Genomic DNA, 14,454 nt, shown 5'->3' on the forward strand with positions numbered 1-14,454 from the left:
TGAAGGCGGGTGAGCGGATGTCCCGACCGGGGCACCCGCTCACCCGGAACCCGACCGCCGCATCCACGAAATCGGAGCACACGTGAGTCAGCACACAGCCCCGCCGGCACCGGCGAACCGCACCCCACAGGGCGAGCCGCCGACCTCGGCCCTCGACCTGGCCGAGGAGTTCCTCGACCGCACCACCCCGCTCAGCCGCATCCGCAACACGCTGCACCGGTACCCGGCGATCAGCCCGGCCATCGTGCTCGTGCTCTCGATCATCGTCTTCGGGCTGCTGAACGAGCGGTTCCTGAACCCCGCGAACCTCTCGCTCATCACGCAGCAGGTCGCCGTGGTCGGCACGCTGGCCATCGCGCAGACCCTCATCATCCTCACCGCGGGCATCGACCTCTCGGTCGGCGCCGTCATGGTGCTGAGCTCCATGGTCACCGCGCAGACGACCGTGCACCTCGGCGTGCCGGCCGTCATCGGCCTGCTGCTCGGCCTCGCCGTCGGCCTCGGCGCCGGCGCGCTGAACGGATGGCTCGTCACTCGGCTGAAGCTGCCGCCGTTCATCGTGACGCTCGGCACGCTGAACATCTTCATCGCGCTCACGCTGCTCTACTCGAACGGCGCGACGGTGCGCGGCGGCGAGATGCCCGACCTGCTCACCTGGACCGGCTCCGTCTTCAGCCTCGGCGGAGTCAACATCACCGTCGGCGTGCTCATGATGCTGCTCCTCTACGTCGTGATCGCGCTCATCCTGCAGAAGACTGCGTGGGGTCGGCACGTGTACGCCGTCGGCGACGACCCCGAGGCCGCACGCCTCGCCGGCATCAGCGTCAACCGCGTGCTCATGAGCGTCTACCTCGCGGCCGGGGCGATCCTCGCGATCGGCGCGTGGATCCAGATCGGTCGCACGAACGCGGCCTCGCCGAACGCGGGCGCCGACCTCAACCTCGACTCGATCACGGCCGTCGTCATCGGCGGCACGAGCCTCTTCGGCGGGCGCGGCACCGTCTGGGGCACGCTGCTCGGCGCGCTCATCGTCGGCGTCTTCCGCAACGGGCTCTCGCTCGCCGGGCTCGACGTGCTCTGGCAGACCTTCGCGGTCGGCGTGCTCATCGTGGTCGCGGTCTCCGTCGACCAGTGGATCAGGAAGGTGCGGAAATGACCATCGACGACCAGGGCGCCGAGCGCCCCGACCGGTCGCGCGCGGCGGGCACCCCCGACCCGTCGGCCATCGGCGCGCTCTCCGAGGAGCAGCAGCCAGAGGCATCCGACCGCACCGAGGCATCCGCCGCACCCGTGGCGACCGCGACCGCCGTCGCCGAGCGCGAGCCGATCCTGCGGGCCCGGCGCCTCGTGAAGACGTTCGGACGCGTGGTCGGCCTCGACGGCGCGAGCCTCGAGCTGTACCCGGGCGAGGTGCTCGCCGTCATCGGCGACAACGGTGCCGGCAAGTCGACGCTCATCAAGTGCCTCACGGGCGCCGAGATCCCCGACGAGGGCGAGATCTGGCTCGAGGGCAAGCGGGTGGGCTTCAAGCGCCCGCAGGATGCGCGTGACGCCGGCATCGAGACCGTCTACCAGAACCTCGCGGTGTCGCCGGCGCTCGACGTGGCCTCGAACCTGTTCCTCGGGCGCGAGCTGCGCAAGAAGGGCATCCTCGGCTCGGTCTTCCGCGTCGTCGACCAGAAGGGCATGCGCCAGCGTGCGCGCGACGAGCTGCGGGCGCTCGGCATCTCGACCCTGCAGGACGTCACGGTGCCCGTCGAGAACCTCTCGGGCGGGCAGCGGCAGGCCGTCGCGGTCGCGCGCGCCGCGGCGTTCGGATCGCGCGTCGTCGTGCTCGACGAGCCGACCGCGGCGCTCGGCGTGCGCGAGTCCAACCAGGTGCTCGAGCTCATCCGCCAGCTGCGCGAGCGCGGCATCCCGGTCATCCTCATCTCGCACAACATGCCGCATGTCTTCGACGTCGCCGATCGCATCCACGTGCAGCGGCTGGGCAAGCGCGCGGCGACCATCACGCCGCAGACGCATTCGATGACCGACGCGGTCGCGATCATGACGGGTGCGGCGACCGAATGAGCGAGGCCACGCGAGCGGATGCCTCGGTGCCGGCCGTGCCCGCCGGTGAGGCCGTGCGACCCGACCGGGTCGTGCGCCCTGACGCCGTCGTGCGCCTCATCGCCGAGTTCACCGCCCTGCCCGGGCGCGAGGAGGAGGTCGAGCGCCTCCTCCTCGGGCTCGCCGAGGACGTGCGACGCGAGCCCGGATGCCTCGAGTTCGAACCGCACCGCGTGGTCGCGCCCCCGGCGGGCATCGACGTCGCGGCCGGCCCGGCGCCGATCGGCACGCGCTTCGTCGTCACCGAGGCGTACCGTGACGCCGCCGCGTTCGCCGCGCATATCGCGGCGCCGTACGGTGCGGTGTTCAACGCCGCGCTCGCCGCGCTCATCGTGGAGAACGGGTCGGTCCTGACGTTCCTCGCGCGCGGCTGAGCGGGCGCGCCTTCCTGCTGCCCGCGCAGCTTGCTCGGCGTGCCGGGCGTGCGGCGCCCCGGCGTCGCTCGTGTGCCGGGCCGGGTAGCGTAGTCGCGACCCCGAGGAGCACCACCGCATGAAGCCCGGACCCAGGCGCAGCATCAGCCAGGCCGACATCGTCGACGCCGCATTCGAGATCTTCGAGGAGAAGGGCGGCGACGCCGTCTCGATCCGCGGCGTCGCCGCGCGCCTCGGGCTCACGCCGACGGCGATGTACACGTACTTCACGTCGAAGAACGCACTGCAGCGCGCCATGGTCGAGCAGGTCTTCTCGGGCGTCGACCTCGCGGCGGCGGCGGATCCCTCGGTGCCGTGGCGGGCCCGGGTGCACGGTCTCGCGGCCGACGTGCGGGCGCGCTTCGCCGAGCATCCGGGCGCGATCGTGCTCGTCGCGAGCGGTCCGCTCGACGGGCGGCACGCGTTGTCCTTCGGTGAAACCCTGCTGGAGGGTTTCACGGGCGATGGGATGTCGCTCGCCGACGCGGCCCGCGCGACGGCCGCCGTTCGCGCCTACGTGCTCGGCGCGGTCACGATCGACGCATCCGACGCCGGCAGTGACACGGATGCCTCGGACGCCCCGGCGCCGCTCTGGACCGAGGCCACGCAGCATCCGCTCACCGAGGCGGCGCGCCTGCTCGTCGCCGATGCCGATGCCGACACCGATACCGCCGCCGGTGACCCGTTCGCCTCGGGCCTCGACCGGCTGCTCGATGGTTGGTCGATCGCGTAGGTCGGCCGGTCGATCGCTTGGTCACGCCGGTCGACTAGCGAGGCAGGAGCGTATCGAGACCACTTGATCCCACCGCTGGTCTCGATACGCTGCGCTACTCGACCGGCGACCGGCGACCGGCGACATGCGCACCGGCGCCGAACGCGACGAGGCGCCGACCCCGAAGGGCCGACGCCTCGTCGTGGCATCCGCTCGGATCAGCCCCGGGGAGGAGTGATCTTCACGAGTGCCACGCGGCTGCCGAGGAGCGGCAGTTGCACGTCCACCCCGGTTCCGTACGAGACCCCGGAGTCGGCCGGGTTGCCGGTGCCGAGCACCGTGAACCCGAGGTCCTCGCCGTAGAGGTCGGTCGCCGGGCTGCCGTCGGGGTTGACGATGCGCGTCGTGTACGGGGCATCGTCGACCGAGGGCACGACCACCGAGCCGTTGGCGTAGCGCCAGAACAGGCTGCCGTCACGGAACTCGAGTCCCGGAACCCAGCCCTTCTTGTCGCTGAAGGACTTCACCGCGGGCTGCGCCGGAACGTCGGTGCAGAACTCGTTGTAGTCCGCGTCGGTGATGCACTCCTTGAAGGGGTACGTCTTGATCACGCCGAACGCCGCGTTCGAGGACTGCGCCCTCGACGGCATGTTCTTCAGCGTCGACGGGTCGACCGTGGCGGATTCCCCGGTGCGGCGCAGCGGGTCGAAGTGGCTGTCCACGATCAGCAGGCCGCCCTTCGCTCCGCCGCTCGGCAGTGCGGTGAGGCCGGATGTCACGTGGTTGGCGTTGCCGTACGTGGTGTCGCGGTACCAGACCAGGGCGCCGGGGGCGTTGTACTTGATCTTGTCGACCTTCCACGCGCCCTCCTCGTCCTGGTAGACGGTGTCGTACGCGTACTTCAGGCCCTCGTCGAAGCCGTCGAAGTTGCGCCACTCGACCATGTAGTACTGCGCCTGCACGGAGGTGCCCGAGTCGATGCGCCAGCCGGGACCGGTCGTGCCGGCCCACGAGGCGACCTCGTTCGTCCAGCCGTTGTCGCCGTTCTCGACGTCGTCGGCCCAGACCTCGGTGCCGTCGGCCGTCAGCGAGAAGTCGTCCGAGAACCAACCGCGTTCCTGGTACGCCGCATCCGTCGCGAGTCGCAGCCGCACGCCGATCGACTGGCCGGCGTACGCCGACACGTCGATGTAGTCGTGACGCCATCCGTCGGTGAACCCGTTGAGCGCCCACTTCTTGCCACCGAAGGTCGCGAGGTTGCCGTTGGGGTCGGGGTAGTCGTCGGGCGTCGTCACTTCGGTGCCGTCTTCGGAGTACACCTTCTGCTCGGACCACGTGGTGCCGCCGTCGGTCGAGATCTCGACGAAGCCGAAGTCCCAGTCCTCCTCGATCTCGTAGTCGTTCCACATCCAGAACCGCGCGTCGCTCGCGCCCGCGGGCACGTCGACGGTGCGAGAGAGGCGGATGTCGCCCCAGTCCTGATCCGAACCCGAGTACCAGGCGTTCTCACCGCTGTGCGGGGTCGTCATGGTGACGATCTTGTCGGGGAGGTTGATCTTGACGCCGTCCTGGGTGCCCTTGAGCGGACGCGAGTTCTGCCCGAGGAGCACCTCCTTGGTGCGATCGCCCGGGTTGACCTCGACGGGGTCGGCCCAGCCGAGCACCCACTTGTCCCAGAGGCCCATGTGGGTCGGCATCGACTGGAAGATCGGTCCGGAGTGCGAGCCCGACGACATGAGGTCCCAGAAGTCGATGTCGGAGTCACCGGCACCCGAGGTGTCGTAGAGGTCGGGCAGGCCGAGGTCGTGGCCGTACTCGTGGGCGAAGACGCCGACGCCCGAGTCCTCGGGCTGCACGATGTAGTTCGACAGCTTGAGGTCGGTGCCCGGAATGGCCGCGCCGCCGGCGACAGCCGAGGAGTGCGCCCAGATGGCGTAGGTTCCCTCGTCGCCGCCGCCACCGGACTTGTCTGCGCCGGCGTGCACGAGCACGACGTGGTCGATCACGCCGTCGGGCTCGTTGAAGTTGCCGTCGCCGTCACGGTCGCCCTGGTCCTCGATGTCGTAGTCGGCCCAGGGGAAGTCGGGCTGGGCGGCAGCGAGCGCGTTGACCGCGTCGATGGGCAGCTGGCCGGGACCGAGCGGGTTCTCGGGGTGGCCCTGCATGTCCTGGATCGCACCGGCCTCGTAGACGCCCTCGTCGTTGAGGTGGCAGACGCTCGCGCCGTAGTACGCCTCGGAATGCGGCACCGTGACCCACGGGGTCGCCGTGCCGGTCACCGTGTAGGCGCCGTGCGACATCTCTTCGTACATGGCCTTCATGGTGTAGCCCGAGATGTCGACGCCCTTCTTGCCGTCCGGGCCCTTGAGGTCCTTGCGGACGCGCTCGGTGATGCCCTTCTTCGAGAAGAGCATGTCGTTGTAGTGCTTCGGCGAGAAGTCGGGCACCCACATCGAGTTGTTGTCCAGTCGCGACAGCGTCGCCGGGTCGGGGAGGTTGTTGTGCAGCGGCCCGCTCTGCACGTCGCCCGGCTTGCAGTCGGTCGCGCCGAACGCGGTCGGAACCTGCACGCCCGAGAAGTCGTCGGTCGCGTTCGGATCGAACTCCACGAGGATCGTGAGAAGCTTCGCGGTCTGCGTCTCCTTCGCCGACTTGTAGAAGCTCTTCAGCCACTTCGGGCTCTTGCCGGTCTGGATCGACTTCGACTCGAGCTTGGCCAGCCCGTTCGCCGCGACCGGGTTGCCCGACGTGAACTTGCGCTCGAGCGCATCGGCCTTGACGAGCGCCGCCTGCTGCTCCTGCGCGGCGACCGTGCCGTCGGAGACCGTCAGGTCGGTGCCGAACGCCGCTTCGGCGCGGGGCTCGACGTAGTTCATGTAGTACTCGGAGTCGCTGATCACCGGCGGCTCGAACCCTGATGCCGTCGCCGCACCCGCAGCGCCCGTCGCCGCCAACGTGGCGGCTGCGAGCGCGAGGACCGGGACGAACGCCACTGCGCGCCGTCTGGCGCGCCTGGAGTTTCCAGACATTCTTCTCCCCTCGATGCGACCTCGGGAGGTGACCCTCGGTCGCGATGGCGTCCGTCGATGGGCGGACGTACTGGGGAATCTAGACCTCCCCCGATCGGGGGGTAAACCCTGTTGCTATGGATTCGCAGAATATTTGCGTCGAATCCGCTGTGGCGTCGATCGTGCGCGCTGAATCGCCCCGCCATGCACGTCCGATGCTGTGCGGGGGTCGGAGCGAAGCTCGTGGCATCCGCTCGGGCCGCGCATCATGCGATCGGCGGATGCCTCGGGGTGCGCGTTCTGCCGATCGGCGCTCTCGCGAGATGAGCCGCGGATGCCGCGGGGTGCGCGTCTGCGGACCGCGGATGCCTCGGGCCGGCGGGCGTCAGCCGACGAGCAGCGTGCGGAGCTGGTCGGCCGAGTGCACGACCGCCATGGCGCCGTCGGCCTCGGCGGGGGAGCCGTAGCCCCACTCGACGAGGATCGTCGGAACGTCGTTGGCCGCGGCGCCGAGCAGGTCGTGGCCGCGGTCGCCGACCATGACCGAGTGCGTCGTGTCGACGCCCTCGGCCTGCAGGCGGCGCAGGGCCTCGGCCACCACATCGGCCTTGGTGCTGCGGGCCTCGTCTTCGCTGGCGCCCGCGATGACGGTGAAGTACGGCGTCAGTCCGGCGTGATCGAGCACGACGCGGGCCATCGACTCGGGCTTCGAGGTCGCGAGGGCGATCGGGATGCCGGCTGCGTGCACGCGCTCGAGCACGCCCGCGACGCCCGGGAAGACCGGGGACTGCGTGAGGCGAACGGCATAGTCGCGCCGGTAGATCGCGAGGGCGTGCTCGGCCGCGGTGTCGTCGAAGCCGCCGAGCAGGCGCAGGCTGTCGAGCAACGGCGGGCCGACGTAGGCGAGCAGCTGCTCACGGGTCGGCACCTCGAGGCCGAGCTCGGTGAACATGTGCGCGAGCGAGTCGGTGATGTCGGCGGCCGAGTCGACGATGGTGCCGTCGAGGTCGAAGAGCACGGCGGCCCACGTCCTCGTGGGCGCGATGGTACTGGTGTGGCTGGGGGAGATCACCGTGACATCCTATGGCCCGAAAATGCGAGCGCCACTCAGGTTTCATTCGGGATGCGCGAGGGGGCCTGCCAGACCGCCGCGCACGTGGGGTCGATGTCATGAACCGCACGTCAGCCGGTCGCCCTGATTGTATTGGCGCGTGAGCGCGCCGAATTTCATGACCGACCTCCGACAACTCGCTTCCTTGGAGGGGCAGCAGTACGTGGTGCTGCGTCCCCGCCGTGACCTGGGCGAGCTGTACGCACGGACGCAGCCGAAGGTGCTCGGTGCGATGCCGGTCGGAGCTCCGCACCCGAACGCGGGGCATGTCACGCTGCGTGGATTCTTCGAGCCGGAACGCGTTGCCGAGCTGCGTGCGGCGATCCGCAGTTGGGCTCTTTCGCAGAAGCCGATCGAGGTCGCCGCCGAACAGGCCGCCTCGTTCCCAGCGCCGTTCCAGGTCGCGATCCTGAAGCTTGCGCGGTCGGAGTCGCTCGTCGAGGCCTACGCCGATCTGACGAGACTGCTCGATGCAACCGACTTCCGGCGCATCGGCGAGCTCGCCCTCGAGGACTGGATCTTCCACATGTCGTTGGCGTACGGAAGCGAACTCCGGCCGGAGGTCTGGGAAGACGTCGAGCGCCTCCTCGGGGCACTCCCGCCCGCGCAGGCGACGGAGGTCGTGACCGAGCTGGAGTTCGTCTGGTACCGGAGCGGCGAGCATCGCGAGATCATGCCGTTCGGGCGTGTTTCCGAGTAGGGACTCCACGAGCCTCGTCCGCGGCGTGTGCCTGAGGCGAAACAGGTCACCGGGTTCAGACTCGGTACCGAAGTACCGAAGGCCCGAATGCCGCCCGGCACGGATTCCGCAGGCGACCCTCCATCAGTCGAGTAGCGCAGCGCATCGAGTTCTGGTCGAGGTGAGGCATCCGCACATCAGAAGACGAGGCATCCGATCGTCGTTCGACTGATGCAGTCGATCCTGCCTGGTCAGGGCCGGGTCACTCCGTTTCGGCCGGCGCCATGACCTCGACGCGGTTGCCGAAGCCGTCGCGTGCGTGGAAGCGCGTGTAGCCCTCGAACGTGTCGCGGTCGGCCCACGAGATGTCGAAGCCCGCCTCGGCCACCCGGCCGCCGATCTCCTCCAGCTCGCGCACCGAGTCGAGGAGCAGGGCCGGGTGCGCCTTCTTCGCCGGCACGAACGGGTCGTCGATGCCGACGTGGATCTCGGCCGTGACCACGTCGCCGTCGAAGGCGCGGAACCAGCATCCGCCGCGCCCCGCGAGCGACGGCGGCTTCGGCACCTCGGTCAGGCCGAGGGCGTCGCCGTAGAAGCGCCGGGCCTGCTCCTCCTCGCCGCGGGGCATGGAGACCTGGACGTGATGAAGGCGCATGGCTCGCTCCCGAAGTGGCTTGGCGATCGGAGTCGCGGTGATCAGAACAGTCGTGAGTCGCTGTCGTCGAGGCCGCGCATCGCGTCGTAGTCGAGCACGACGCAGCGGATGCCCCGGTCTTCAGCGAGCGTGCGGGCCTGCGGCTTGATCTCCTGCGCGGCGAAGACGCCGGTCACGGGCGCGAGCAGCGGATCCCGGTTCATGAGCTCGAGGTAGCGGGTGAGCTGTTCGACGCCGTCGATGTCGCCACGACGCTTCAGCTCGACGGCCACCGATGCGCCCGAGGCATCCGTCGCCAGGATGTCGACCGGACCGATCGCCGTCATGTACTCGCGGCGCACGAGGCGGTGGCCGTCGCCGAGCAGCTCGATCTGCTCGGCGAGCAGCTTCTGCAGGTGGGCCTCGACGCCGTCCTTCTGCAGGCCGGGGTCGATGCCGAGCTCGTGGTTGGAGTCGTGCAGCACCTCGTGGATCGACACGATGAGCTGGTCGGCGGTCTTCTTGTGCGTGACCTTCCAGACCTCGACGACGCCCGCGGCCGCCTGCGCCTCATCGGGCGTGACGGACTCGAGCACGCAGGGCGGGCTCATCCAATTGAGCGGCTTGTAGCTGCCGCCGTCGGAGTGCACGAGCAGCGAGCCGTCGCCCTTGACCATGAGTAGGCGCTGGGCGAGGGGGAGGTGGGCCGAGAGCCGACCCGCGTAATCGACGGAGCAGCGGGCGATGACGAGACGCACCCGTCGAGTTTATGCGCCCCCGCCTCGCCCGCTGATCCGATCACCTTGCAGAATTCAGGACCGCGGAACGGTGAGGCCCGCGATTCCGGGCTTCGCCGTTCCCGTCGACGGCCATAACGACCAGATGTTCCTGAATTCTGATCGGTCAGCGGTCGGATGCCGCGGAGCCGGCGCCCTCGGACGCGGCCGGGCCGTTCGACTCGCCGCCCGTCGCACCGGGCATGCGCGAGCGCTCGCGCGCGGCCGGTGCGGCGAGCCCCGCCATGACCATGAGCAGGAGCACCACGAGCAGGGCGTTCAGCAGCCCGAAGTGCTCGCCGAGGAATCCGATGAACGGCGGGCCGACGAGGAACGCGCAGTAGCCGATGATCGCCACGGCGCTCACACGGGCGGCCGCCTGCGCACGGTCGGGCACGTCGGCCGCGGCGGACATGCCGACCGGGAAGCCCATCGAGGCGCCGACGCCCCACAGGATCGTGCCGACGACGATGACCCACACCTCGGTGCCGAAGATGAACATGCTGAGGCCGACGACGCCCGTCGCGGCGAGCACGCGCAGCGTCGCGACGCGGCCGAAGCGGTCGACGAGGGGTCCGCCGAGCACTCGGGCGGTGGTCATCGACACGGCGAAGACGGTGAAGATCGCGGCGCCGACGGCGGGGTCGAAGCCGTGGCCGTCGACGGCGGCGAGGGTGAGCCAGTCGTTCGCCGATCCCTCGGCGAACGACATGCCGAGCATGATGACGCCGATGAGCAGCAGTCGCATGTCGGACCACACCCGCAGGCTGTCACGGAGTCGTTCGGTCCACGGGCGTGCGGGCGCGGCATCCGCTCGCCCTTCGGCCTCGGCGCTCGCCGGGTCGCCGAGCTCGCTGCGCTTGGGCACGAACCGCACCGAGATCACGCCGCCGATCGCGATGATCACGCCGATCGTCGACAGGTGGAGCACGACGGGCACGGACAGCGCGGATGCCGCGGCCGCGACCCCCGCGCCGGCGACGGTGCCGAACGAGAAGAACGCGTGCATGAGCGGCATGACCGTGCGGCCGATCTCGCGTTCGGCCTCGGCGCCCTCGACGTTCATCATCACGTCGACCGCGCCGTTGCCGAAGCCCGCGAACGCGAGCCCGATCGCGATGAGCGGGATGGACGGCACGAGGGATCCGCCGATGCCGATGAACACGAGTCCGACCGAGACGGCGATGAGCGCGCCGGCCATGCCAGCGCGGGCGCCGAAGCGCGCCATGAGCGGGGGCGCGGCGATGAGGCCGAGCACTGAGGCGATCGAGCCCGAGAGGATGACCAGCCCGACGCCCTGCGTGCTGAGGCCCGTCTCGTCGCGCACCTCGGGCAGCCGGGCGACCCAGCTCGCGAGGCTGAGCCCCGAGAGGAAGAAGATCGCGAAGACGGCGTTGCGCCACGCGGTGAGGCCACGGCGGGTCGTGGATGTTGCGGTCATGAGCTCGGCTTCGTCGTCGGGGCGGGGTGGGCGCGTCGGGGTGGTGGCCCTTGCGGATGCAGGAGTCGAATCGATTCGACTCGGCTCGTGAAACCCTACAGACCGCCCCCGGATGCCGCAACACGAGCGCTGCTGCGCCCGGCGCATGCTGCCCGATTCGGAGTTCCGGTCGCCGCGCCGCGCCGGCCGGTGGCGCGGTCGGCGTGTCATTCTGCGCTCCGAATCAGGTGGCATCCGCCGGCCGGGACAGGCGGCACCGCATGTCGCACCGACCGCCCGATTCAGAGCCGCGCCGGATACGATGGCTCTGCCATCCGGCGCACCCACCGGACCACTTCGCAGTGGCCGCCGCACCCAGCGGCCCCTGCACCGAACAACGAGGTATCGATGAAGGCCCTCTTCAAGCGCGCTCCCGGCGCAGGTTTCGAGTACACCGACCGACCTGAGCCCGAGCCCGGCCCGGCCGATGTGAAGATCCGGGTGCTGCGCACCGGCATCTGCGGCACGGACCTGCACATCGAGGCCTGGGACGACTGGGCCGCCTCGACCATCGCGACGCCGCTCGTGCCCGGGCACGAGTTCTTCGGCGAGGTCGTCGAGGTCGGCGAGCTCGTGCACGACGTCGCCGTCGGCGATCACGTGTCGGGCGAGGGTCACGTCGTCTGCGGCATGTGCCGCAACTGCCGTGCCGGTCGTCGGCAGATGTGCATCCGCACGCTCGGCGTGGGGCTGCACCGCGACGGCGCGTTCGCGGAGTACATCGTGATCCCGGGCGAGAACGTCTGGGTGCACCACTCGCCCGTCGAGCCCGAGGTCGGCGCGATCTTCGACCCGTTCGGCAACGCCGTGCACACCGCGCTCGCGTTCTCGGTCGTCGGCGAAGACGTGCTCGTCACGGGCTGCGGGCCCATCGGCCTCATGTCGATCGCGGTCGCCCGCCACGTGGGTGCCCGCTACATCGTCGCGACGGATGTCTCGCCGGCACGCCTCAAGCTCGCGATGTCGATGGGGGCCGACGCCGTCGTCGACGTCTCGAAGGAGCGCGTCGCCGAGGTGCAGCGCCGCCTCGGCATGCGCGAGGGCTTCGACGTCGGATTCGAGATGTCGGGTTCGCCGCGCGCACTGCCCGAGATGATCGAGAACATGAACCACGGCGGGCGCATCGCGATGCTCGGCCTGCCGAGCGAGCCCTACGCGATCGACTGGGGCAAGGTCGTGACGCACATGCTCACGGTGAAGGGCATCTACGGCCGCGAGATGTTCGAGACGTGGAACTCGATGAGCGCGATGCTGGCGACGAGCCCGGTGCTCGGTGACCGGGTCGCGTCGATCATCTCGGAACGGTATCCCGCGCATGAATGGCGGCAGGCGTTCGACACGGCCAGGGCGGCCGGGGTCGGCAAGGTCATCCTCGACTGGACGGAGATCTGATGTATCGGGAGTTGAAGCAGCAGCTGCGGGCCGAGCTCGACGAGATCGAGCAGGCGGGGCTCACCAAGCGCGAACGCGGCATCCGCGGGCCGCAGTCGTCGGAGGTGTCGGTCGGCGGGCAGGAGGTGCTGAACTTCTGCGCCAACAACTACCTGGGTCTCGCGAACGACCCGCGCATCGTCGCGGCCGCGCATCGAGGGCTCGACGAGTGGGGGTACGGGCTCGCGAGCGTGCGCTTCATCTGCGGCACGCAGGAGCAGCACCTCGAGCTCGAGCGCCGCGTCTCCGAGTTCCTCGGGTACGACGACACGATCCTGTTCTCGTCGTGCTTCGACGCGAACGGCGGCGTCTTCGAGACCCTGTTCGGGCCCGATGACGCGATCATCTCCGACGAGCTCAACCACGCGTCGATCATCGACGGCATCCGCCTGTCGAAGGCGCGCAGGTACCGGTATCGCAACCGGGACATGGCCGACCTCGAGGCGCAGCTGGTCGCGGCATCCGACGCTCGACGTCGTGTCATCGTGACCGACGGCGTGTTCTCGATGGACGGGTACATCGCCCCGTTGGCCGAGATCTGCGACCTCGCCGACCGCTACGAGGCCCTCGTCTTCGTCGACGATTCGCACGCGGTCGGGTTCGTCGGCGAGCACGGACGAGGAACTCCCGAGTACTGCGGCGTCGAGGGGCGGGTCGACATCACGACCGGCACGTTCGGCAAGGCGCTCGGCGGGGCATCCGGCGGGTACGTCGCGGCCAGGCAGGAGATCGTCGACCTGCTGCGCCAGCGCGCCCGCCCGTACCTGTTCTCGAACACGCTCGCGCCGGCCATCGTCGCGGGCACCCTCGAGGCGCTGAAGCTGGTTGCCGAGTCGGGCGAGCTGCGTTCACGCCTCGAAGGGAACGCCGCGCTGTTCCGCACGCTCATGGCGGATGCCGGGTTCGAGCTGCTGCCGGGCGAGCACGCGATCGTGCCCGTCATGTTCGGCGACGCGGTCGTCACGGCGCGCATGGCCGAGCTCCTGCAGGAACGCGGCGTGTACGTGACCGCGTTCTCGTTCCCGGTCGTGCCCCGGGGGGCCGCGCGCATCCGCGTGCAGCTGTCGGCGGCGCACTCCGAAGACGAGATCCGCCGCTGCGTCGAGGCGTTCGCAGGGGCTCGCGCCGCGGTCTGAGGGGGCGTCCGCGTGCCGGTGAGCGGATGCCGCGGGGCGAGCGAGCGGATGCCGCGGGGCGGCGAACCGCCGAGCGTCAGCGTCCGCGCGACCCGACCCGCATCGCGAGCGACGCCGGCAGCAGCCGGGTGAGCGCGATGAGCGCCCGGTAGCGCAGCGACGGGATCGAGACGGCCCTGCCGTGCGCCACGTCGCGGAGCCCGGTCGAGACGACGGTGCGCGCGTCGAGCCACATCCAGGCGGGCACGCCCTCCTTGCCGGGCGCCAGGCCCATGCGCGCGTGGAAGTTCGTGTGCGTGAATCCGGGGCACACGGCCGTGGTCGTCACGCCGCGCGCCCCGTACTGGTCGTTGGCCCACCGGCTGAAGCTGATGAGCCAGCCCTTGCACGCGCCGTAGGTCGAGCGCGGGATGAAGCCGGCGACGGAGGCGACGTTGACGATGCGCCCCCGTCCACGCGGCAGCATCTGTCCGAGCGCCGCATGGCTGAGGCGCATGGGCACCTCGACGTGCAGCTGCAGGTGCCGCACCTCGTCGTCGATGTCGTTCGCCGCGAAGTCGAGCGCAAGCCCGAAGCCGGCGTTGTTGACGAGCAGGTCGATCGGGCGCTCGGGGTCCGAGACCCGCGCGACGACCTTGGCGAGGTGCCGCCGCTTCAGCAGGTCGGCCGGCAGCACCTCGACGGCCACGCCGTAGCGCGACCGCACCTTGGCGGCGATGCGCTCGAGCGCGTCGCGATCGCGGGCGACGAGCACGAGGTCGGCGCCGGTCGCGGCGAGCTGGCGGGCGAACTCGGCGCCGAGCCCCGAGCTCGCGCCGGTGATGAGTGCGGTGTTCGGCATGCGGCCAAGCCTAGGCGCGCGGGCGCTCGACGCGCGGGCGCTCGCCCAGCACGGGGCATCCGCTCGCGCTGCTCGCCGCCTGCGTGCCGAATCGGCGTCGGAGGGCCGACTCGGCGGGGCC

13 protein-coding genes are annotated in these 14,454 nt (G+C 70.2%); 7 read left to right on the forward strand and 6 right to left on the reverse strand.

All coding sequences use genetic code 11. From position 1 onward, the window contains the following. Nucleotides 1–157 precede the first annotated feature (157 nt). The 4 genes from AC3IPY_RS00685 (at nucleotide 158) to AC3IPY_RS00700 (ending at nucleotide 3,258) form a co-directional block, all read left to right on the forward strand. Entirely contained in the window at nucleotides 158–1,156 is a 999-nt protein-coding gene (locus AC3IPY_RS00685; RefSeq protein ID WP_489188394.1) for an ABC transporter permease, read from the forward strand. Next, nucleotides 1,153–2,073: an ATP-binding cassette domain-containing protein gene (locus AC3IPY_RS00690; protein ID WP_489186074.1), complete on the forward strand. Its 921-nt coding sequence runs from the start codon at nucleotides 1,153–1,155 to the stop codon at nucleotides 2,071–2,073. The genes AC3IPY_RS00685 and AC3IPY_RS00690 overlap by 4 nt, the downstream gene beginning before the upstream one ends. Next, nucleotides 2,070–2,486, forward strand: a complete 417-nt coding sequence (locus tag AC3IPY_RS00695) for a putative quinol monooxygenase (protein WP_489186075.1) — start codon at nucleotides 2,070–2,072, stop codon at nucleotides 2,484–2,486. The genes AC3IPY_RS00690 and AC3IPY_RS00695 overlap by 4 nt, the downstream gene beginning before the upstream one ends. 118 nt (nucleotides 2,487–2,604) lie before the next feature. Beyond that, on the forward strand, nucleotides 2,605–3,258 hold the full coding sequence (locus tag AC3IPY_RS00700) for a TetR/AcrR family transcriptional regulator (RefSeq protein ID WP_489186076.1): 654 nt from the start codon (nucleotides 2,605–2,607) through the stop codon (nucleotides 3,256–3,258). 197 nt (nucleotides 3,259–3,455) lie between these two features. Here the strand turns inward: AC3IPY_RS00700 and AC3IPY_RS00705 are convergent, their stop codons facing one another. Both AC3IPY_RS00705 and AC3IPY_RS00710 read right to left on the reverse strand, forming a co-directional pair. Then, nucleotides 3,456–6,230 (reverse strand): immune inhibitor A domain-containing protein, encoded by a 2,775-nt coding sequence (locus AC3IPY_RS00705; protein WP_489186077.1) that lies wholly within the window; start codon nucleotides 6,228–6,230, stop codon nucleotides 3,456–3,458. Nucleotides 6,231–6,630: 400 nt separating this feature from the next. Further along, nucleotides 6,631–7,317: an HAD hydrolase-like protein gene (locus tag AC3IPY_RS00710; RefSeq protein ID WP_489186078.1), complete on the reverse strand. Its 687-nt coding sequence runs from the start codon at nucleotides 7,315–7,317 to the stop codon at nucleotides 6,631–6,633. Nucleotides 7,318–7,456: 139 nt separating this feature from the next. Here AC3IPY_RS00710 and AC3IPY_RS00715 point away from each other — a divergent pair, with 139 nt between their 5' ends. Continuing rightward, complete coding sequence (locus AC3IPY_RS00715) at nucleotides 7,457–8,056, forward strand: 2'-5' RNA ligase family protein (RefSeq protein WP_489186079.1); 600 nt, start codon at nucleotides 7,457–7,459, stop codon at nucleotides 8,054–8,056. Nucleotides 8,057–8,297: 241 nt separating this feature from the next. Here AC3IPY_RS00715 and AC3IPY_RS00720 read toward each other — a convergent pair whose 3' ends face one another. The 3 genes from AC3IPY_RS00720 to AC3IPY_RS00730 form a co-directional block, all read right to left on the reverse strand. Continuing rightward, nucleotides 8,298–8,690 (reverse strand): VOC family protein, encoded by a 393-nt coding sequence (locus AC3IPY_RS00720; protein WP_489186080.1) that lies wholly within the window; start codon nucleotides 8,688–8,690, stop codon nucleotides 8,298–8,300. Between the two features lie 41 nt (nucleotides 8,691–8,731). Then, nucleotides 8,732–9,427 (reverse strand): endonuclease NucS, encoded by a 696-nt coding sequence (gene nucS / locus AC3IPY_RS00725; protein ID WP_489186081.1) that lies wholly within the window; start codon nucleotides 9,425–9,427, stop codon nucleotides 8,732–8,734. A gap of 145 nt (nucleotides 9,428–9,572) precedes the next feature. Beyond that, nucleotides 9,573–10,886 carry an MFS transporter gene (locus AC3IPY_RS00730; protein ID WP_489186082.1) on the reverse strand — a complete coding sequence of 438 codons (1,314 nt, stop codon included), beginning with the start codon at nucleotides 10,884–10,886 and terminating at the stop codon, nucleotides 9,573–9,575. Nucleotides 10,887–11,273: 387 nt separating this feature from the next. On the opposite strand from AC3IPY_RS00730, the gene tdh reads away from it, so the two are divergent. Then, nucleotides 11,274–12,317 (forward strand): L-threonine 3-dehydrogenase, encoded by a 1,044-nt coding sequence (gene tdh, locus AC3IPY_RS00735; protein ID WP_489186083.1) that lies wholly within the window; start codon nucleotides 11,274–11,276, stop codon nucleotides 12,315–12,317. Beyond that, nucleotides 12,317–13,492: a glycine C-acetyltransferase gene (locus AC3IPY_RS00740; RefSeq protein ID WP_489186084.1), complete on the forward strand. Its 1,176-nt coding sequence runs from the start codon at nucleotides 12,317–12,319 to the stop codon at nucleotides 13,490–13,492. The genes tdh and AC3IPY_RS00740 overlap by 1 nt, the downstream gene beginning before the upstream one ends. Before the next feature lie 76 nt (nucleotides 13,493–13,568). On the opposite strand, the gene AC3IPY_RS00745 is transcribed toward AC3IPY_RS00740, so the two are convergent. Next, complete coding sequence (locus AC3IPY_RS00745) at nucleotides 13,569–14,333, reverse strand: SDR family NAD(P)-dependent oxidoreductase (RefSeq protein WP_489186085.1); 765 nt, start codon at nucleotides 14,331–14,333, stop codon at nucleotides 13,569–13,571. Nucleotides 14,334–14,454 lie beyond the last annotated feature (121 nt).

The sequence above is a fragment of the Agromyces sp. GL_144 genome (assembly GCF_057834305.1).